Annotated in this window: 14 protein-coding genes and 1 tRNA gene; 9 read left to right on the top strand and 6 right to left on the bottom strand. The window is 63.2% G+C overall.

Going from position 1 to position 19,296, the window contains the following annotated elements; all coding sequences use genetic code 11:
• From BW39_RS16725 to BW39_RS16715, 3 genes are all read right to left on the bottom strand, one after another.
• The coding region (locus BW39_RS16725; protein ID WP_043823163.1) for a TonB-dependent siderophore receptor at window positions 1-2,239 on the bottom strand (2,239 nt) is incomplete at its 3' end.
• Between the two features lie 95 nt (window positions 2,240-2,334).
• Entirely contained in the window at window positions 2,335-3,345 is a 1,011-nt protein-coding gene (locus BW39_RS16720) for a FecR domain-containing protein (RefSeq protein ID WP_043823146.1), read from the bottom strand.
• Window positions 3,342-3,872, bottom strand: a complete 531-nt coding sequence (locus BW39_RS16715) for a sigma-70 family RNA polymerase sigma factor (protein WP_043823161.1) — start codon at window positions 3,870-3,872, stop codon at window positions 3,342-3,344. The genes BW39_RS16720 and BW39_RS16715 overlap by 4 nt, the downstream gene beginning before the upstream one ends.
• Window positions 3,873-4,099: 227 nt before the next feature.
• Between BW39_RS16715 and BW39_RS16710 the strand changes: the two genes are divergently transcribed.
• The 6 genes from BW39_RS16710 (at window position 4,100) to BW39_RS16685 (ending at window position 14,344) form a co-directional block, all read left to right on the top strand.
• Window positions 4,100-6,688: a sensor domain-containing protein gene (locus BW39_RS16710; protein WP_043823143.1), complete on the top strand. Its 2,589-nt coding sequence runs from the start codon at window positions 4,100-4,102 to the stop codon at window positions 6,686-6,688.
• A gap of 255 nt (window positions 6,689-6,943) precedes the next feature.
• Window positions 6,944-8,812, top strand: coding sequence for a methyl-accepting chemotaxis protein (locus BW39_RS16705; protein WP_043823142.1), 1,869 nt, complete (start codon window positions 6,944-6,946; stop codon window positions 8,810-8,812).
• A gap of 315 nt (window positions 8,813-9,127) precedes the next feature.
• Window positions 9,128-10,232, top strand: a protein-coding gene (gene prfB, locus BW39_RS16700) for a peptide chain release factor 2 (RefSeq protein WP_013802816.1) whose coding sequence is annotated in 2 segments (ribosomal slippage) — window positions 9,128-9,208 and window positions 9,210-10,232 — 1,104 coding nt in all. Because the reading frame shifts where the segments join, the coding sequence is not laid out codon by codon here.
• Window positions 10,233-10,309: 77 nt separating this feature from the next.
• Window positions 10,310-13,036 carry an aminopeptidase N gene (gene pepN / locus BW39_RS16695; protein WP_043823140.1) on the top strand — a complete coding sequence of 909 codons (2,727 nt, stop codon included), beginning with the start codon at window positions 10,310-10,312 and terminating at the stop codon, window positions 13,034-13,036.
• A 198-nt stretch (window positions 13,037-13,234) separates the two neighbouring features.
• Entirely contained in the window at window positions 13,235-14,242 is a 1,008-nt protein-coding gene (locus BW39_RS16690) for a class 1 fructose-bisphosphatase (protein ID WP_013802818.1), read from the top strand.
• A gap of 26 nt (window positions 14,243-14,268) precedes the next feature.
• Window positions 14,269-14,344: transfer RNA gene (locus tag BW39_RS16685), tRNA-Thr, on the top strand.
• Between the two features lie 225 nt (window positions 14,345-14,569).
• Here BW39_RS16685 and BW39_RS16680 read toward each other — a convergent pair.
• Together BW39_RS16680 and BW39_RS30435 are read right to left on the bottom strand one after the other, a co-directional pair.
• Window positions 14,570-14,878 (bottom strand): hypothetical protein, encoded by a 309-nt coding sequence (locus BW39_RS16680; protein ID WP_052155363.1) that lies wholly within the window; start codon window positions 14,876-14,878, stop codon window positions 14,570-14,572.
• 424 nt (window positions 14,879-15,302) lie between these two features.
• Window positions 15,303-16,001: an SOS response-associated peptidase family protein gene (locus BW39_RS30435; RefSeq protein ID WP_081816232.1), complete on the bottom strand. Its 699-nt coding sequence runs from the start codon at window positions 15,999-16,001 to the stop codon at window positions 15,303-15,305.
• A gap of 552 nt (window positions 16,002-16,553) precedes the next feature.
• Between BW39_RS30435 and BW39_RS31130 the strand changes: the two genes are divergently transcribed.
• Window positions 16,554-17,663, top strand: coding sequence for an Ig-like domain-containing protein (locus tag BW39_RS31130; protein WP_152547259.1), 1,110 nt, complete (start codon window positions 16,554-16,556; stop codon window positions 17,661-17,663).
• A 490-nt stretch (window positions 17,664-18,153) separates the two neighbouring features.
• On the opposite strand, the gene BW39_RS16675 is transcribed toward BW39_RS31130, so the two are convergent.
• Window positions 18,154-18,432, bottom strand: coding sequence for a hypothetical protein (locus BW39_RS16675; RefSeq protein ID WP_043823138.1), 279 nt, complete (start codon window positions 18,430-18,432; stop codon window positions 18,154-18,156).
• A gap of 78 nt (window positions 18,433-18,510) precedes the next feature.
• Here BW39_RS16675 and BW39_RS16670 point away from each other — a divergent pair, with 78 nt between their 5' ends.
• Both BW39_RS16670 and BW39_RS16665 read left to right on the top strand, forming a co-directional pair.
• A complete protein-coding gene (locus tag BW39_RS16670; protein WP_013802825.1) occupies window positions 18,511-18,735 on the top strand; it encodes a hypothetical protein in 225 nt (74 codons plus the stop codon).
• A gap of 190 nt (window positions 18,736-18,925) precedes the next feature.
• Window positions 18,926-19,294: a hypothetical protein gene (locus BW39_RS16665; protein WP_043823136.1), complete on the top strand. Its 369-nt coding sequence runs from the start codon at window positions 18,926-18,928 to the stop codon at window positions 19,292-19,294.
• The last annotated feature ends 2 nt before the right edge of the window (window positions 19,295-19,296 follow it).

Here is a 19,296-nt window from a genome sequence, read left to right as displayed (position 1 = left end):
CCCCCAGCCCCAGCAGGTCGCCCCCAAAGGCATAGTCCACCCAGGCCGACGCCATCTTGCGGGGCACTTCGTAAGGCGACTTGCCCTGCACGTTGCCGCCCCACTGGTCTGGCTGGGCCCGGGTCACCTTGACGGGGTTGTAGGTCAGCGCGGCCAGGAGCTTGAGCCCGCGCATGGGCTGGACTGCCGCCTCGAACTCGATGCCGCGAGAACGCACTTCGCCCTGCTGTATGGAATAGCGGACGTTCTCGGGGTCGGTGGTGAGCACGTTCTGCCGGCGCAGCTCGAAGGCGGCCAGCGTGAAGCTGCTGCGCTCGTCGGGCGAGTACTTGACGCCGACCTCGACCTGTTTGCCGGTTTCCGGATCAAAGGGCCGGTCGTTGCGGTCAGCGCCCATCAAAGGGACAAACGACTCGCTGTAGCTGACATAGGGCGCCACGCCGTTGTCTGCAAGATAGGTCAGGCCCACGCGGCCGGTGAAGGATTTGGGCTTGCGCACGCTGGTGGACACGGGGTCGGCCAGGCGGCTGGACTGCTCCAGGCGGCTCCAGTCGTGGCGCCCGCCCAGGGCCAGCACCCAGCGGTCCTTGCGGATGCGGTCCTGCACGTAGAGGCCTACCTGCTGGGCGCGCTCATCGCGCAGCGCATCGGGCTGCAGCAGCGAGGTGTCGATGAAGCTGCCATAGACGGGCCGGTAGATGTCCAGCTGCGGACCGTCGGCAATATAGGAGTCGAAACTGGAGCGGCTGCGGTTGTAGTCCAGCCCCACGATGAGTTCGTGCTGCAGGCCGGCCGCCGCGAATTGGCCCGACAGGCTGGTGTCCACGGTGTAGACGCCGCCCTTGCCGTCGCGCGAATCGATCTCCCGGTTGGTGATGGAGCCGTCGATCAGCGGCCCGTAGCGGAACATGTACTGCTCGTGGTTGCGTGCGTGCAGGTAGCGGAAGTTCTGCCGCAGCGTCCAGCCGCTGTCGAATTGATGGCGTGCGTCGTAGCCCAGCGATGCGACCTCGGTCTCTTCGCGGTCGAAGCCCGGCTCTCCCAGGAAGCGGTTCAGGGGCAGCCGGCCATTGGGGTTGCGCCCGTTGAGCGCATCCCACTGCACGTTGGTGGACATCATGGCGTGGTTCTTCTGGTAGAAGCCGCGCAGCGTGACGCTGGTGCGCGCGTCCGGCGCCCAGGTCAGGCTGGGCGCCAGGTAGACGCGGTCATCGCGCATGAAGTCGATCTGCTGGTCGGCCGCCCTGGCCAGCCCCACCAGACGGTAGCTCACCGTGCCATCGTCACCCAACGGGCCTCCGAGGTCGAAGGCCGCCTGCCGGCGAGCATGGCTGCCCACGGACAACTCCATGCCGCGCACCGCATCGGCCGAAGGCCGCTTGGACACGAAGTTCACGATGCCGCCCGGCGAGTTCTGGCCATACAGCACCGAGGCCGGCCCCTTGAGGACCTCCATGCGCTCGGCCCCGTAAGGCTCCATGCCGAAAAAGCCCAGCGTGCCCAGCGGCATGAGGCGCAGTCCGTCCAGGTAGAAATTGCCCGAGAACTGGCTGAAGCCGCGCACCGACAGACTGTCGTCCGCAGGATTTGCCCCGCCCGTGTTGGTGCGCACGCCGGCCGTGTACTGCACGGCGTCGTTGAGCGTGCGCACGCCCTGGTCGTCCATGCGGTCGCGCGTGATGACGGACACCGATTGCGCCACCTCCAGAATCGACGCATCGGTCTTGGTGGCCGTGCTGGCCCGGCGCGCCACATACCCGCTGGTACTGCCCCAGGGGCTTTCTGCCGGGGCCGCGGCGGTCACCCTGACCTCACCCAGCACGGTCGATGCCTGGGTGGCCTCGGGCACCGCACGCAGCACAAAACCGCCCTCCCCCGCCGCCTGCGCCTGCAGGTCGGTGCCGGCCAGCAGCCGGTCCAGCGCCTCGCGCACCGTGAGGCGGCCCTGCACGCCCTGGGTGCGCCGGCCCTGCACCAGGGCGGGCGGTGCGCTGATGCTCACACCTGCGTCAGCGGCAAACGCCGTGAGCGCGGCGGCCAGCGGGCCTGCCGGCACCTGGAACGGACGCTGCACCGCGCTGGTGGCCGCCGCACCGGCCTGGGCCAGCGCAGCGCGCGGCAAGGCGGCGCCTGCCACCAGGCCCGCGGCCATGAGCACGGCGAGACCTGTCTGGGACAGTGGAAAGAGCAAGGGGGAGGGAGTGCGCGCCAAGCTGCGCATGCCGGGCCGGAGAGCCATGGTCTGTTTTTCCTTCGGATGTCGTTCGATGAAATCGGTTGCCATCGAACAGGACACGGCCTGCCGCAGAAAGGGGCCAGATTCCGAAAGAAATTTCAAGCCGGTGGTGTACCGCGCGCCGCCACCGTCACCCAGTAGCGCGTGCGGTAGTGGACCTGCACGGGCAGCAGGTGCACGAGGTTGGCGAGCACGGCGTCCGTGCCGGTATCGGCATCGCCCAGCTGAAAGGCGCCGGTGACGCGCAAATCCGCCACAGACGGATCGCAGTGCAGCCAGCCGGAGCGGTAACGCGACAGCTCGGCCACAAAGTCGGCCAAACGCATGTTGTCTGCGGCCAGCAGGCCGCGCGCCCATTGGGCGGCGCTGGCGTCCGCAGGCTCGGCACGGCCTATGCCCATGGCGTCAAACCACAGTTGCTGGCCTGCCTGCAGCTGCTGCGCGGCGCCGCCACGGGTGGTGATCTGCACGGCGCCCTGCAGCACGGCCACCTCGCTGCGCTCCCGGACACTACGCACGACAAAGCGCGTGCCCAGGGCGCGCACCCTGCCCTGCCCTGTGGTGACCACGAAGGGCCGATGCCGGGACTGCGGGTCGGGCGCGGTCTTTATGAAGACGGCGCCCTCACTCAGGTGGACACGGCGCAGCGCCTCGTCAAACAACACATCGACGGCACTGCCCGTATCGAGCACAAGACGGCTGCCATCGGCCAGCGTCCATTCGCGGCGCTCGCCCGTGGCCGTGGCATGGGTGGAGGTCCACTGCATCCAGGGCGTGGCGCGCCAGGCCAGCCAGCCCACGGGGGCGGCCGTGATCAGCAGGGCCAGCGCGCGCACGGTATCGCGGCGGCCCATGGCGCCCAGGCGGCGCTGCTTGCGGCCCAGGGCCGGTGCCCCCAGTGCGGGCGGCAGGCTGCCCGCGCGCTGGCTCACGGCCAGGGCGCGCAGCCAGGCCTGCGCATGGACATCGGCACGGGTGCGCCAGGCCTCGAAGGCGCGGTGGTCGGCCTCGCTGGCCTCGCCCGAGTGCAGCAGCACAAACCATTCGGCGGCCTGCAAGGCGATTTCGCGCGACAGCGGCGCTGCGGCCTGGGAGTCCACGGCGTTCATGCCGACAGCAGAATGCACTCGGCCATGGCCTGGGCCATGTAGCGCTTGACCGAACGCAGGCCCATGCCCAGTTGCTCGGCAATGGCCGCATAGGTCAGCCCCTCGACCTGGGACAGGATGAAGACCGCGCGCACCTTGGGCGGCAGGCCGTCGAGCATGGCATCGACCTCCTGCAGTGCCTGCAGGATGAGCAATTGCTGCTCGGGCGACGGCGCCTGCGGCGCTGGCAGCACGGCCAGGGCCTGCAGCCAGGCCTGCTCCAGCGACTGGCGGCGCAGGTGGTTGATCAGCAGGCGCCGCGCCACCGTGGCCAGGTAGGCGCGTGGCTCGCGCAGGGCGGGCAAGTCGCCCGCAGGCGCGGTGAGCAGGCGGATGAAGGTGTCCTGCGCCAGGTCGGCCGCGTCGCAGGCATTGCCAAGTCGGCGGCGCAGCCAGCCCTGCAGCCAGCCATGGTGGCCGGCATAGAGGGTGGAGATTTCGCGGTGCAAGGGGCTGGAGGCGGCGCTGGAGGCTGGGGCGGATGGCATGGTAGGACCCGATGGCTTGAAGGCGGGATGCACCATCAAACAAGAATCATTCTCAAATCATTGTAACCAGCGGCAGCACTTGCCTAAGAGTGTCATCAGGCGGACCATCCATGGGCGAACAGAGGGAGCAAGTGCGATCAGGTGTGGCTGACATCCAGCTGCTGCGCCGGATCGGTATCATTTGGAAACAATCATCATCAGCTCAGCATCCATCAGGAGAGCGAACCATGTTCGAAACGCGGGTAGCAGGCACGGCAGGGCAGCAGGCGCTGTGGAGCACGCTGGACAAGGCCATGGCGCTGGCGGAGTTCACGCCCGAAGGCCGGCTGATGCGCGCCAACGCCAATTACGAAGCCATTCTTGGCTACCCCACCTCGGGCGCCGAGGGCCTGCTGCACAGTGACCTGTGCACCCAGGCACATGCCGATCCCGACGCCTACGGCCGGTGGCGCCAGCGCTGGGGCGCGGGCGAGACGATTTCGCGCGTGGGCGAACACCGGCGCCGTGATGGCAGCACCTGCTGGCTGGAGGCCACCTATGCCCCCGTGCTGGATACCCAGGGCGCGCTCAGCCATGTGCTGTGCATTGCCACCGACATCACGACCCGGGTGCAGGCCGACCGCAGAAGGCAGGAGCATTTGCGGCGCCTGTCCCTGGTGGCCGATGCCACCGACGCGGCCGTGGTGATCGCCGACGGCAACTGGACCATCTCCTATGTCAACGCAGGCTTCACCCGCATGTTCGGCTGGAGCAGCGAAGAGGTCGTGGGCCGTGCGCCCATCGCCCTGCTGGTGCCCCATGCCTCGCCCGAATTCACGGCCGCCTACCGCGCCGAACTGGACGCAGGCAAGCCGGTGTACCGCGAGGAGATCCTCGTCGGCAAGGACGGCGAGCGGTATTGGGTCAGCGCCCAGGCCAATCCCGTCATGGGCCCCGACGGCCGCCTCCACACCACGGTGACCGTGATCACCGACATCACCGAGGCCAAGATGCACGAGGTGCTGCAGCGGCGCGCCCTGGAGGCCATGGCCCGCGACCAGCCGCTGACCGAGGTGCTGGACCTGGTCTGCCGCGAGGTCGAGCGCATTGCGCCCGACATTGCGGTCTCGGTGCTGGAAGTCGATGACCAGAACCGCCTGCATCCGCTGGCCGCGCCCAGCCTGCCGGCCTCCTATTCGGCGGCGCTGGACGGCGTGCCCATCGGCCCCAATGTCGGCTCCTGCGGCGCGGCGGCCTTCCACAACCGGCCCGTGCTGGTGGGCGACATCGCCACCGATCCGTTGTGGGCCGACTTCAAGCACCTCATCCTGCCGCTGGGGTATACGGCCTGCTGGTCCACGCCCATCTGCGGGCTGCAGGGCGGCGTGGCCGGCACCTTTGCCTTCTACTACCGCCATTTCGACCGGCCCGGCCCCGATCCCTTCCACCAGCGGCTGGTGGAGGCCTGCACCGACCTGTGCGCGCTGGCGCTGGAGCGCGAGCAGGCGCGCCGCCGCATCCGGCAGCTGGCCTTCTACGACGGGCTGACCACCCTGCCCAACCGCAGCCTGCTGCTGGCCCAGGCCGAGCAGGCGCTGTCCGTGGCTTCGCACGAGGGCCACGAGCTGGCCGTGGTCTTCATTGACCTGGACCGCTTCAAGCAGGTCAACGACTCGCTGGGCCACCCGGCCGGCGACCGGCTGCTGTGCAGCGTGGCCCAGCGCATCCAGGCGGAGCTGCGCACGGGCGACATTGCCGGGCGCCTGTCGGGCGATGAATTCGTCATCGTGCTGCCACACTGCGGCGGTGCGCAGGCGGCCGAGGTGATAGAGCGGCTGCAGTCGGCACTTGGCGAGCCCTGCATGATCGACGACGTGTCCCTGGCCAGCACGGCCAGTTGCGGCATTGCCGTGTTTCCCGCCGACGGGCGCGACATGGAGACCCTGCTGCACCGCGCCGACATGGCCATGTACCAGGCCAAATCGGGCGGGCGCGGGCTCTACAGCTTCTTCAGCCCCGAGATGAACCGCCTGGCGCAGGAGCGGCTGGTGCTGGAGACGGCGCTGCGCGACGCCCTGCGCAGCGGCGGCCTGCGACTGCACTACCAGCCCCAGCTCGACCTGAAGGACGGGCGCCTCTACGGCGTGGAGGCCCTGGCGCGCTGGAGCCATGCGGAATTCGGCGAGATCTCGCCCGCACGCTTCATTCCGCTGGCCGAGGAATGCGGCCTGATCGGCGAGCTGGGCACCTGGGCACTGCGCGAGGCCTGCCGCCAGCTGGGCGAGTGGCGCAGCCGGGGCATTGACGTGCCGGCCATGTCGGTCAACCTCTCGCCCACGAGCTTTCACAACCTGGACCTGCCGCGCATGATTGCCGACACGCTGGAGCACAACGCGCTCAAGCCGCAGGACCTCACGCTGGAGATCACCGAAAGCCTGCTGCTGGACACCAACCCGGGCACCATGCGCACGCTGCAGGCCGTGCATTCCCAGGGCGTGCGCCTGTCCATGGACGACTTCGGCACGGGCTACTCCAGCCTCAGCTACCTGCGCCGCCTGCCCGTCAGCGAGCTCAAGCTGGACCGCAGCTTCGTGGCCGACCTGGAAAACGACGAAGCCGCCCAGGCCCTGAGCAACGCCATCCTGGGCATAGGCCGCAGCCTGCACCTGACCGTGGTGGCCGAGGGAGTGGAGACGGCTGCGCAGAACACCATCCTGCGCGAACAGGGCTATCCGGTCGCGCAGGGCTATCTGTTCTCGCGCCCGCTGCCGGCAGCGGATCTGGAGCGGTGGCTGCAGGCATCGAGCCTGCAAGCCGGCGTGGCGACGGACATGTGAACGGCATGTGAGCGGGCACGTGCGCGGACCAGGCCATGCGCGCGGAGACCTTGGCCGGAAAAAGTAACAATCCGCAATAAATATTCGGACTGGACCTATTTTTCCCTAAGCCTCGCCGGCAAGTGACCGATAACTGCGGCATGGCGGGGCCGAGTGTCGGTCCCGCTGATCGCCACCGATCGCCACCGCATCCCCTCGATTCGCAGCCACCGCCGCTCACCCGCTTTCGCTTCTCGCCGTACGGCACTCCCCACCATGATGTTTTTCCGCAATCTGAAGCTGGCCCACAAGCTGCTGGCCTCTTTCATCGCCCTGCTGCTGCTGACCGCCGGCCTGGGCCTGTTCTCCGTGGTCCAGCTGGACCGTGTCAACCGCACGGCCACCGACCTGGCGCACCACTGGATGCCCGCCGAGCGCGTGATCATGGAGATGCGCTACCAGCTGCAGCGCTACCGCTCGCAGACCATGCAGCATGTGCTGGCCACCTCGATGGATGAAATGGCCATCTACGACAAAAGCATGCCGGCGCTGTGGTCCGAGCTGCTCAAGAACCAGCAGGCCTTCGAGCGCTATGCCAACACCGCGCGTGAGCGCGAGCTGATGGCCGGCATCAAGGACGACCTGGGCCAGTACGCGCAGCACACGGCAAAGATCGTGGACCTGTCCCACGCCCTGCGCACCGACGAGGCGTCCGAGGTGCTGCGCGGCGATTCGGTCAAGACCAGCCGTGCCATCAACACCAAGCTGGACGAACTGCTCAAGATCAACGCCCTGGGCATCGAGGACGCCAACCAGGCCGGCGACGACATCTTCACCGCCGCGCGCTGGTGGGTGATCGCCCTGCTGGCGGGGGCCGTCCTCTTCGGCCTGGGCATGGCGCTGCTGATCGCCCGCAGCGTGGCACGCCCCCTGCAGCAGGCCGTGAGCCTGGCACAGGCCGTGGCCGCCGGCGACCTGGGCAGCCGCATCGAGGTGCATGGCAAGGACGAGACCGGCCAGCTGCTGCAGGCCCTGCAGCACATGAACGAGAGCCTGCAGCGCATCGTCGGCCAGGTGCGCCAGGGCACGGACTCCATCGCCACGGCCAGCGGCCAGATCGCATCGGGCAACCAGGACCTGTCGGCCCGCACCGAGGAACAGGCCAGCTCGCTGGAGCAGACCGCCGCCTCCATGGAGGAGCTGACCTCCACCGTCAAGCAAAACGGCGCCAACGCCCAGCAGGCCAACCAGCTGGCCGCCGCCGCCTCCCAGGTCGCCGTGCGCGGCGGCTCGGCCGTGGCCCAGGTGGTGCAGACCATGTCCGCCATCAACGATGCCTCGCGCAAGATCGTGGACATCATCGGCGTCATCGACTCCATCGCCTTCCAGACCAACATCCTGGCGCTGAATGCGGCCGTGGAAGCGGCCCGCGCCGGTGACCAGGGACGCGGCTTTGCCGTCGTCGCCTCGGAAGTGCGCACCCTGGCCCAGCGCTCGGCCGCCGCCGCCAAGGAGATCAAGCAGCTCATCGACGACTCGGTGGGCAAGGTCGAGGAAGGCAGCGCCCAGGTCGACTCGGCCGGCAAGACCATGGAGGAGATCGTGGCCAGCGTGCGCCGCGTGACCGACATCATGGGCGAGATCTCGGCCGCCAGCCATGAGCAGACGGCCGGTATCGAGCAGGTCAACCAGGCCGTCACGCAGATGGACCAGATGACCCAGCAGAACGCCGCACTGGTGGAGGAATCGGCGGCGGCCACCGGCGCCCTGCAGGCCCAGGCCAAGGCGCTGGCCGAAGTGGTCAGCGTGTTCAAGCTCTCGCCGTCCACCGGCATGCTGGGCAACAGCCGTGGCGTCAACCCCGCCGCCGTGGCAGCGCCCCGCCACGCGCCGACGGCGCCCCGCCACGCGCCGACGGCGCCCCGTCCGCATCTGGCGCCTTCCGCTCCCAAACGCGCGGTGCCCGCACGTGCTTCGGCCGCCCTGCCTTCTGTGGCCGGTGCAACCGGTGCACCCCCTGCCCCGGCAGGCGCCGCGCGCCCGGCCCAGCCAGCACAGCCGGCCCGGCCCGCCGTGACGGCATCGGCCAAAGCCAAGGCCAAGGCGGCCAGCACGGCTTCCGACGACGATTGGGAAACCTTCTGAACCAGGTTTTCGCCCGCCCCGCCGGGGGCGGACATGCCTGCCAAGGCCCGACCAGCTCCTGCTGGCCGGGCCTTTTTTCCGGGAGGTCTGCAGCCAGAACACGCCAGGGTCCACGCTGCAACCTGCGCATTGCCATGGCCAAGCCCTTCAAATCTGCCATGATCGGCCGCTGCAAGCCCTTGTTTTGAAAGCCATCGTCACACGGCAGCGCGCCTCCAGGCCCGCGCGGCGGGCGCTTGCCCCGGCACGATGCCCCAGCATGAGAAAATCGGCGATTCGGCCAAGAACACATTCATCAGAAGAACGGAACACATCATGGAAGCAGAACGCATCAACCTCATCGGCAACACCCTCGAAGATCTGTCGCAGCGTGCGGCAGATCTACGGAGGTATCTTTGACTACGATGCAAAGTACGAACGACTGCGCACGGTAAATGCCTCGCTGGAAGATCCCAGCGTCTGGAACGACCCCAAGAAGGCCCAGGAACTGGGCAAGGAAAAGAAGCTGCTCGACGGCGTCGTGCTGACGCTGCAAAAGCTGACCACCGAGCTCGCCGACAACGCCGAGCTGTTCGAGATGAGCAAGGAAGAAGGCGATGAGACCGGCCTGCTCACCATCGAGGGCGAGACCGCCAAGCTGCAGCCGCTGATCGAGGAGCTGGAGTTCCGCCGCATGTTCGGCAAGGAAGCCGATCCGCTGAACTGCTTCGTGGACATCCAGGCCGGCGCCGGCGGCACCGAGGCCTGCGACTGGGCCGGCATGCTGCTGCGCCAGTACCTGAAGTACGCCGAGCGCAAGGGCTTCAAGGCCACGGTCGAGGAAGAGACGCCGGGCGACATCGCCGGCATCAAGAGCGCGACCATCCACATCGAGGGCGAGTACGCCTACGGCCTGCTGCGCACCGAAACCGGCGTGCACCGCCTGGTGCGCAAGTCGCCCTTCGACAGTTCGGGCGGCCGCCACACCAGCTTTGCCTCGCTGTTCGTCTACCCCGAGATCGACGACTCGATCCAGATCGAGATCAACCCCTCGGACGTGCGCACCGACACCTACCGCGCATCGGGCGCCGGCGGCCAGCACATCAACAAGACCGACTCGGCCGTGCGCCTGACGCACATGCCCACCGGCATCGTCGTGCAATGCCAGGACGGCCGCAGCCAGCACAGCAACCGCGACGTGGCATGGCAGCGCCTGCGCTCCAAGCTCTACGAGCACGAGATGCAAAAGCGCATGGTGGAGCAGCAAAAGCTGGAGGACACCAAGACCGATGTAGGCTGGGGCCACCAGATCCGCTCGTACGTGCTGGACAACAGCCGCATCAAGGATTTGCGCACCAACGTCGAAATCTCGGCCACCCAGAAGGTGCTGGACGGCGACCTCGACGCTTTCATCGAAGCCTCGCTCAAGCAAGGCCTCTGATTTCAAGCCCCTGGGCGGCACCGGCCGCACAGGGGCTTGAACTCTGTCCCCTGATATTGGCATAGGAAGGAATCTGTATGCTGCAACTGCGTGACGGGCAGGCCCCTGCCACCGCCATCCACCGCGCCGACTACCAGGCTCCTGCCTGGTGGATCGACACCGTGGACCTGACCTTCGATCTCGATCCGGCCAAGACCCGCGTGCTCAACAAGATGCGCGTGCGCCGCAACACCGAGGTGCCGGCGCAGCCGCTGCGCCTGGACGGCGATGAACTGAACCTTGCGCGCGTGCTGGTCAACGGCGGCGGCACCTCGTTCAAGATGGACGGCGACCAGCTCGTGCTGGAGAACCTGCCCGAGGGCGGCGACCCCGTCGATCTGGAAATCTTCACCACCTGCGCGCCCGCCAAGAACACCAAGCTCATGGGCCTGTATGTGAGCCAGGGCACGTTCTTCACCCAGTGCGAGGCCGAGGGTTTCCGCCGCATCACCTATTTCCTGGACCGTCCCGACGTGATGGCCATGTATACCGTGACGCTGCGCGCCGACAAGACCGCGTACCCGGTGCTGCTGTCCAACGGCAACCTGGTCGAGCAAGGCGCGCTGGAAGACGGCCGCCACTTCGCCAAGTGGGCCGATCCGCACAGAAAGCCCAGCTACCTGTTCGCCCTGGTGGCCGGCAATCTGGTTGCGCGCGAGCAAAAGATCAAGAGCCGCGCAGGCCGCGACCACCTGCTGCAGGTCTTCGTGCGCCCCGGCGATCTGGAGAAGACCGAGCACGCCATGAACTCCCTCATGGCCAGCGTGGCCTGGGACGAGGCCCGCTTCGGCCTGTCCCTGGACCTGGACCGCTTCATGATCGTCGCCACCAGCGACTTCAACATGGGCGCCATGGAGAACAAGGGGCTGAACGTCTTCAATACCAAGTACGTCCTGGCCAGCCAGTCCACGGCCACCGACACCGACTACGCCAACATCGAGTCCGTCGTCGGCCACGAGTACTTCCACAACTGGACCGGCAACCGCGTCACCTGCCGCGACTGGTTCCAGCTGTCGCTCAAGGAAGGCCTGACCGTCTTCCGCGACCAGGAATTCAGCATGGACATGGCGGGCAGCCCCTCGGCGCGCGCCGTCAAGCGCATCGAGGACGTGCGCGTGCTGCGCACCGCCCAGTTCCCCGAAGATGCGGGCCCCATGGCCCACCCGGTGCGGCCCGACAGCTACATCGAGATCAACAACTTCTACACCGTCACCATCTACGAAAAGGGTGCCGAGGTCGTGCGCATGCAGCACAACCTGGTGGGCCGCGAAGGCTTTGCCAAGGGCATGAAGCTGTATTTCGAGCGCCATGACGGCCACGCCGTCACCTGCGACGACTTCGCCCAGGCCATGGCCGACGCCAACCCCGGCAGCGAGCTGGCCCAGCGCCTGGACCAGTTCAAGCGCTGGTACAGCCAGGCCGGCACGCCCCAGCTGCACGCCGAAGGCAGCTACGACGCCGCCGCACGCACCTACACGCTGACCCTGAGCCAAAGCTGCGCGCCCACGCCGGGCCAGGCCGAGAAGCTGCCCTTCGTCATCCCCGTGCAGATGGGCCTGCTGGGCCAGGACGGCCGCGCGCTGACCCTGCGCCTGCAGGGCGAGGACCAGGCGGCAGCGGGCGACAGCCGCCTGCTCGTGCTGTCCGAGCCCAGCCACAGCTTCGTCTTCACCGACGTGGACCAGGAGCCCGTGCCCTCGCTGCTGCGCGGCTTCAGCGCGCCCGTGGTGCTGCAGCACAGCGACAGCGATGCCGCTTTGCTGACCCTGCTGGCCCATGACAGCGATGCCTTCAACCGCTGGGAAGCCGGCCAGCGCCTGGGCCTGCGCATCGCGCTGCAGGCCATCGGCGACACCTCCATCACGGCAGACGCCAGCGGCCAGATCACGGCCGCCCTGCTGCCGGCCTCTTTCGTCGAGGCCATGCGCGGCGTGCTGCGCCATCCGCAGCTGGATGCGGCCTTCAAGGAGCTGATGCTGACCCTGCCCGGCGAAAGCTACATCGCCGAGCAACTGGCCGTGGTCGATCCGCAGCGCGTGCACGCCGTGCGTGAAGCCATGCGCCAGCAACTGGCGACCGAGCTGCAGGCCGACTGGCAGCAAGCCTGGCAAGAGCACAGCGACACCGGCGCCTACCGCCCCGACCCCGTAAGCTCCGGCCGCCGTGCGCTGGCAGGCCTGGCCCTGTCCATGCTGTGCCTGGCCGCACGCGCCTCGGGCGACAGCGTCTGGCCCGGCAAGGCGCTGCAGCGCTTCAAGGACGCCGGCAACATGACCGACCGCATGAGCGCCCTGACGGCACTGGTGCAAAGCGGCCACCCGCTGGCCGCCCAGGCCCTGGCGCGCTTCCACAAGCTGTTCCAGCACGATGCATTGGTGCTGGACAAGTGGTTCGCGCTGCAGGGCGGCGCCTGCGACCGTGGCGGCAACGTGCTGCCGGCCGTCAAGCAGCTGATGAAGCACCCCGACTTCCAGATCAAGAACCCCAACCGCGCGCGCAGCCTGATCTTCAGCTACTGCAGCGCCAACCCAGGCGCCTTCCACCGCGCCGACGCGGCGGGCTATGTGTTCTGGAGCGAGCGCGTCATCGAGCTGGACGCCATCAACCCCCAGGTCGCCGCCCGCCTGGCGCGCGCCCTGGACCGCTGGAGCAAGCTGGCCGAGCCTTACCGCACGGCCGCACGCGAGGCCGTCGCCCGCGTGGCGGCCCGCGCTGAGCTCAGCAACGACGTGCGTGAGGTAGTCACCCGCGCCCTGGCGGATTGACGAGCCACCCCCTGAGTCGCTTCGCGCCTTCCCCCTTGCAGGGGGACGACACCCTCGGTGCGAGGCGGCTCTTCCTCGGTGTCCCTGGCCTGAGCAACGCCGGTTTCATGCTGCGAGCCAGGAATCACTGAAATGCTGTTCATCAGCAGATGCATACTCCACACCGCATCTGCTCCCGGATTTTTAGGAGTTGAACCCATGAAGAAAAACGTCAGCCTGACCCGCTACCTGGTCGAGCAGCAACGCGTGGACGGCCTCATCCCCGGCCAGCTGCGCCTGCTGCTGGAAGTCGTGGCACGCGCCTGCAAGCGCATCAGCCAATCCGTCAACAAGGGTGCCATCGGCGACGTGCTGGGCACGGCCGGCAGCGAGAACGTGCAGGGCGAAGTCCAGAAGAAGCTGGACATCATCGCCAACGAGGTGCTGATCGAGGCCAACGAATGGGGCGGCCACCTGGCAGCCATGGCCTCCGAGGAAATGGAAGGCATCTACCTGGTGCCCAACCGCTACCCGCACGGCGAATACCTGCTGATGTTCGATCCGCTGGACGGCTCGTCCAACATCGACGTCAACGTCTCCATCGGCACCATCTTCAGCGTGCTCAAGAAGCCCGAAGGCCACCCCGGCGTGACCGAGCAGGACTTCATGCAGCCCGGCACCCAGCAGGTCGCGGCCGGCTACTGCATCTACGGCCCGCAGACCACCCTCGTGCTGACCGTGGGCGACGGCGTGTCCATGTTCACGCTGGACCGCGAGCAAGGCTCCTTCGTGCTGGTGCAGGAAAACATCCGCATCCCCGAAGACACCAAGGAATTCGCCATCAACATGTCCAACATGCGCCACTGGGACACCCCCGTCAAGCGCTACGTGGACGAATGCCTGGCCGGCGTGGAAGGCCCGCGCGGCAAGGACTTCAACATGCGCTGGATCGCCTCCATGGTGGCCGACGTGCACCGCATCATGACCCGCGGCGGCATCTTCATGTACCCCTGGGACCGCCGCGAGCCCAACAAGCCCGGCAAGCTGCGCCTGATGTACGAAGCCAACCCCATGTCCTGGCTCATAGAGCAGGCCGGCGGCGCCGCCACCAACGGCAAGCAACGCATCCTCGACATCCAGCCCACCCAACTGCACGAACGTGTGAGCGTCATCCTCGGCTCGAAGAACGAAGTCGAAAAAGTGACGCAGTACCATTCCGAGGCATGAATTTGCCGTTATAATTTTTGTCTGTCGCCGGTGTAGCTCAGTTGGTAGAGCAGCTCATTCGTAATGAGAAGGTCGAGGGTTCGATTCCTTTCTCCGGCACCAAAAACATAGCATCCATGCGGGTTCCGCAAGGATTCTGAGGGGAAATTGGGGAAACTCAATTTCCCTTTTTGTTTTGCAGCGGCCAAAGCATACCTGAGCCTCGACAGCTCAAGCCAGCATGTTCAGCCCATGGCGCTTGCAGCTGGCTCGCCCGCAGCGGCGCTTCTTCCTCAGGCCTCTCCGTACCCTCACCAGCACACTACCTGCCTTCAACTTGCTCGGATTTCAGATCCGACCAAGACAGTTCGGGTTGCGCTCCCCCTGCCCGCCGAACTGCGAATGCAGGCTCACTAGACGCTGCGCCAGCGCCTCGGCGTCTTGGCGCATGGCATAGAGCGACGTGGTGCCGATGGACACATGGCCGTACCAGATGTGGAATCCCTCTAATCGCAGCAAGTTGCCAACGGAATAACCATCTCGGATTGCACCGGAGAGAGTTGCCGCCTGGAACTCAAAGAGCTCGACATTTCCATGCAAGATCCGGTCCGTATAGCAACCGGAAACCTGCATATCTATGTGCAGCGTGTAGATCATGGCTTGACGGCCTTGCATAAGTTCCTGATACCGGACGCGGAGTGATCTTTATCTTCCCACTCAGTCTTTTAACAAAAAATATGCGCAGCAAATCTTGACAAGATGCGGTAAGGCACTTTCAATAAAAATCCGCTACGGCGTGAGAAAATCTGCAGCAACGAAAGATACCGAAACTCCAAAAATAAAAGCCAAGATATTAAAAGATTCTCTTATTTTTGATTTCACAACAATACAATACGTCCAAAATATTATTATAAAAAACGAGAAGCAAATTAATTGCAATGCAATGAATAGCAGAATCTCATAAATATTTAATTCCATGCTCTCACCATTTTCAACAATATTACCAAGCCTAATTTATAGCTGATTTCCGCACGAGGAAAAACTTGATAAATTACCACGCGATTGGATAGCAAGCACCAAACTAACCACCTGCCTTTAATGCGCGCAACTGCTCAAGAGGCAACAGAGCTTCTTCGTCTGGGTTTTCTGCCCCGCTCTTCAACGTCCCCATCATGGGCAACTTAATCAATGAATCTGCTTGGGACGGAGCGCAATGCAGCCAAGCATCCCAGTCTTGGCGCTCCAGAACTACCACACACCTCTTTTCTCTGCCAGGCCTGTGCATGAGAGAGAGAATTGGATGTGCGCTGGCATCTTGTGTGATCACCGTGTAGTTCGGCACCTTTTCTCCGCTCACCGGATCTATCCATTCACTATACAGCCCCGCCAACATTGCAGGCTTTCCGTCGGAACGCCGGAACATCCAATTAATACTGCGACCAGATAAACCAGAGTAATTCTCGATCCAGCTGCTCACTGGGATAAGACACCTTCGACCCGCATGCCAAGACGGGCCAAAGACGTAATCATTGCTCAACGTTTCTCTGAACGCTCTTTCCGTTGACATAGGGGAACCATCCAAATTTAAAGGACGCCTGCTTGGCGACGTCGTTGGAATCAATCCCCATTGCCCAACTTCTAAGCATTCGCATGCTTTAATATATGGACCGCATGCCAATGGAATTATATATACACCCCACCCCTTTTTAGGAGCAGGTCCTTGCAGAGGATAGAGTTCATCAATATCAGAAATATCGGGAGAGCTATATCTATTACCCATTCCGAGAGCCTTTTGAATAGCTATTCAGGATCTTCACAGAGCGGAATTCGCAAGCTTACTAAACAAGCATCCGCTTCGAACCAAACCCATCCTGTTTTGCTTAAGCAAAATGCTCATTTTTGCGTTATCGATAGGTCATTCTCATCATGCCCTACGGCTATCGACAAGTAACACTTCATGCCAAAAATTAACATTTTTTCATAAAGTCATCCTGCGTTGCAGATCCGACTTCGGCACTGCAAGAGCTGTCACCTCAGATTCACCTGCAATTAACACAAAAATCCATGTTGCATCCATTTCTCACAACAACTACAGGGAATTTAGATGTAGGCATTAACCCTTAAAAATCATGTACCGAGACGCTTGTTCGTTAATCGTTGCTGGATTGTTTGAACCTACTCTCGGCCTCTTACATACCGCTAGCTAGCAGTGAGCAAAGGCTAAGTACCCCCAAAATCCTCTTGACAAACTTTCACAAAAACCCTTATTGATAATAAGAATGATTTCCATCACGCTCCCCTTCTTCATAAATTCCCTCTATGGACGATCAACATGCGTTTTGGAATACCGACACCAAAAGAATTGGCCTTTCTGGTGATTTTTTCTTGGGTCACAAGCAGCCAGGCGGCGACATTTTCAACCTTCATCGACGACCAAGCCGGTTTCCTGTCTGCCATTGGTTCAGGGACATTCGCCACCCATGAAGATTTCAGCTCCTCTGTAAACCTGAAGCCCATAGGAAGCGCAGGGAATCCGGATATTTGGAATGGCTTCACTGTAGAAGCTTACGGTCCCAATACAAGCACCGCTTGGTCTCCTTCAAAATATTGTCAAGCCTTGAATTCTGGATCAGGAGCAGGAGACTTCTCGAAAGAATGTCTATTTTGGAACTCCGGAGCACCAGCAGTTCCCGGAATATATGCTGCAGTTAATATAGACAACGGCATCTCCTTCAAACTAGCCAACTCAGCAATTGCCGCTTTCAGCTTCGATTTTGTCGATTGGAATGATTTGTTTGAGAGATCTAATCTTCAAATTTTTGCAAGCGACGGCACTAGCGCAATAGTTTCTGATGCCACAAACGTTTTTGATTCCCCACCTCAGAAATTCGGAGTGACTTTGTCTCTTTCTGATATTGCGGCTGGTCTCTTCATAAAAGAGATTCGCTGGGTGGGCATTGATTCAACGGGTGAAGTTGTCGGCTTCCACAACTTCCAGACTTACACCAATCCAAAAATCCAGAACAATCTGCCGATAGCCAATCCGGACAAATACTCTATACCTAACTCGCCCACCATACTAAATATTTTGGCGAACGATACTGACACAGATTCGGATGCTTTGCAAATCACCAGTATTAATGGAAATCCAATTACTCGCGGTACTCCATCAAACATTTTGATAACAGGCGGAAGCATCGGAGTCTCGGCAGCAGGAGAAATCACTTTTTCCCCCTCTGGCAATACTACAGATCCTATCTCATTTCATTATGAGATTTCTGATGGCCGAGGCGGAACATCGACTGGCAATGTCACCCTTACAAACATAACTCCTCCCAAACCGACAATCACTGCAGTACCAACCATTGGTGAACTTGGATTAGTCGCTTTGTCTTCGATGATCGCCTTTTTGTCGTTGTTACTCCGCAGCAAAGCCAAATAAATCAAGAGAACCGCTGCTAATCAGATTATTTGAAGTTGTCAGATAATTTACTGCACTTACTTCTGCTTTGAGACTAGACGCGTCATCAGGGGTCGCACGCAGGCTGTAAGCTCGGCCAGCAGCCGCACCTCGTAGCCCTCGCGGCGGTCGATCTCGACCAGGGCGGCTCGACTGTCGCAGGCCGACGCGTTGCTGAAACCAGGTGTTGCGCTACATCGAGTCGGAGGGTTTGCCAAAGGAGTTTGGCGACTGGGGAATTCAGCTGACCGAAAGCGCCGGGGCTTGGCATCTGACAGAGGTTGACATCAGAGGGTCAAGTCCGCCCGTTCCGTTCTTCACAAGGCATGAAGCTGAGCTAGCTATGGTCCTTCTGCGCCGGCAGACGATTGAACCCTTTGTCAGCGGGGCACTCGACGGAGCTGGCTAGACGAGAGACCGCTCCTGGCCATGAGCGGTCCACTACCGCACGTGCAGCAGGAACAAACGCCGGTCAGCGCCAGTTACTGCGCCGCCAGAACAGCGACTGGTCCCCGCGATGCGGGGTGATGTGGTCAACAACCGTGGCCGCCTCGACCCTGCTCTGCACCTGGCACATGAGGCACAGCGGATGCTCGCGCAGGAACTGCTCGCCCGCCTTCTGCCACTTGTAGCCGTAGCCCCGCTGCGCGGCCGTCTGGTCGCTGGTGCGCCAGCTGCCGGCCTGCATCGTCTGCACGCGACGGTTGTCCAGCACGGGCAGCGTACTCTTCAATGTCTGGAGCTTGGACATAAGGATGCCGCCTGCCTATGGCCGCCAGTTAAGATGCATCTTTAAATCTACTGGGATAAATTTTTGAACAATGAACGTATGGATGTGCTCGCCGGTGAACTGAGCGCGCTGGCCACTGTCGTGGTGCGGCTGATTGAGACCATCACACCTGAGCAAGCAGCCCACGCTCATGAGGCGCTTCTGATTGACCGAGACGCCATCCGCATCGGAACTTCTACCGGTGGCCCAGAGTTGGAGCTCGCGACAACCGAACGCGCTCTTGACAACTACCTTTCCCTGCTCATCGACGTAGCAGAGAGCTGAGCGATTCGGCGGCGAGTGCCGTTGCACACTCGCAAGCCTCGCATCCCCCATGCCATCCATGCTTTGCATGGATGCGTCTGATGGCGGCGGAAACAACAAAGCCACCCGAAAGTGGCGCAAACCACTGAGCGAACATGTGTACTCCCCGGGTCTGGGATGAGTCACTTAACGTTCTCTATAGACTGGTCCGATGACCGAGCCATTCGACCACGCCGATACAAACGCCATCCGGCTGCGGCTACGCAGCTACGAGGAGCGTTGCACGCTACTGTTGCACGCAATCGGCGACAACAAAACGGTCACCGCACGGGTCGAGCAGATCAGGGACCAATACATCGCGCTCAAAAGGGATCTCAAGGCCGATGCCGCTGCCACGCGTCGCGCCGGGAAGGACCCAGCTTGCGCAGTTGCTGCATTTTTTTCCCCTGCAGTCAATGAGGCAGCTCTGCACCTGAAGCCAACCTCCGGCTCTCATCCGATAGCGGGAAATTGGTTGTCTGCGGTGTATGACGCGCGGATTGATATCTGCCACTACCTCGCCCAGCTTGACCGCAACTGACC

Origin of the sequence: Delftia sp. RIT313 (assembly GCF_000632165.1) — a bacterium.
In the GTDB taxonomy this organism is placed as follows: domain Bacteria; phylum Pseudomonadota; class Gammaproteobacteria; order Burkholderiales; family Burkholderiaceae_C; genus Comamonas; species Comamonas acidovorans.
This window is presented reverse-complemented; position numbering and strand designations above follow the sequence as displayed.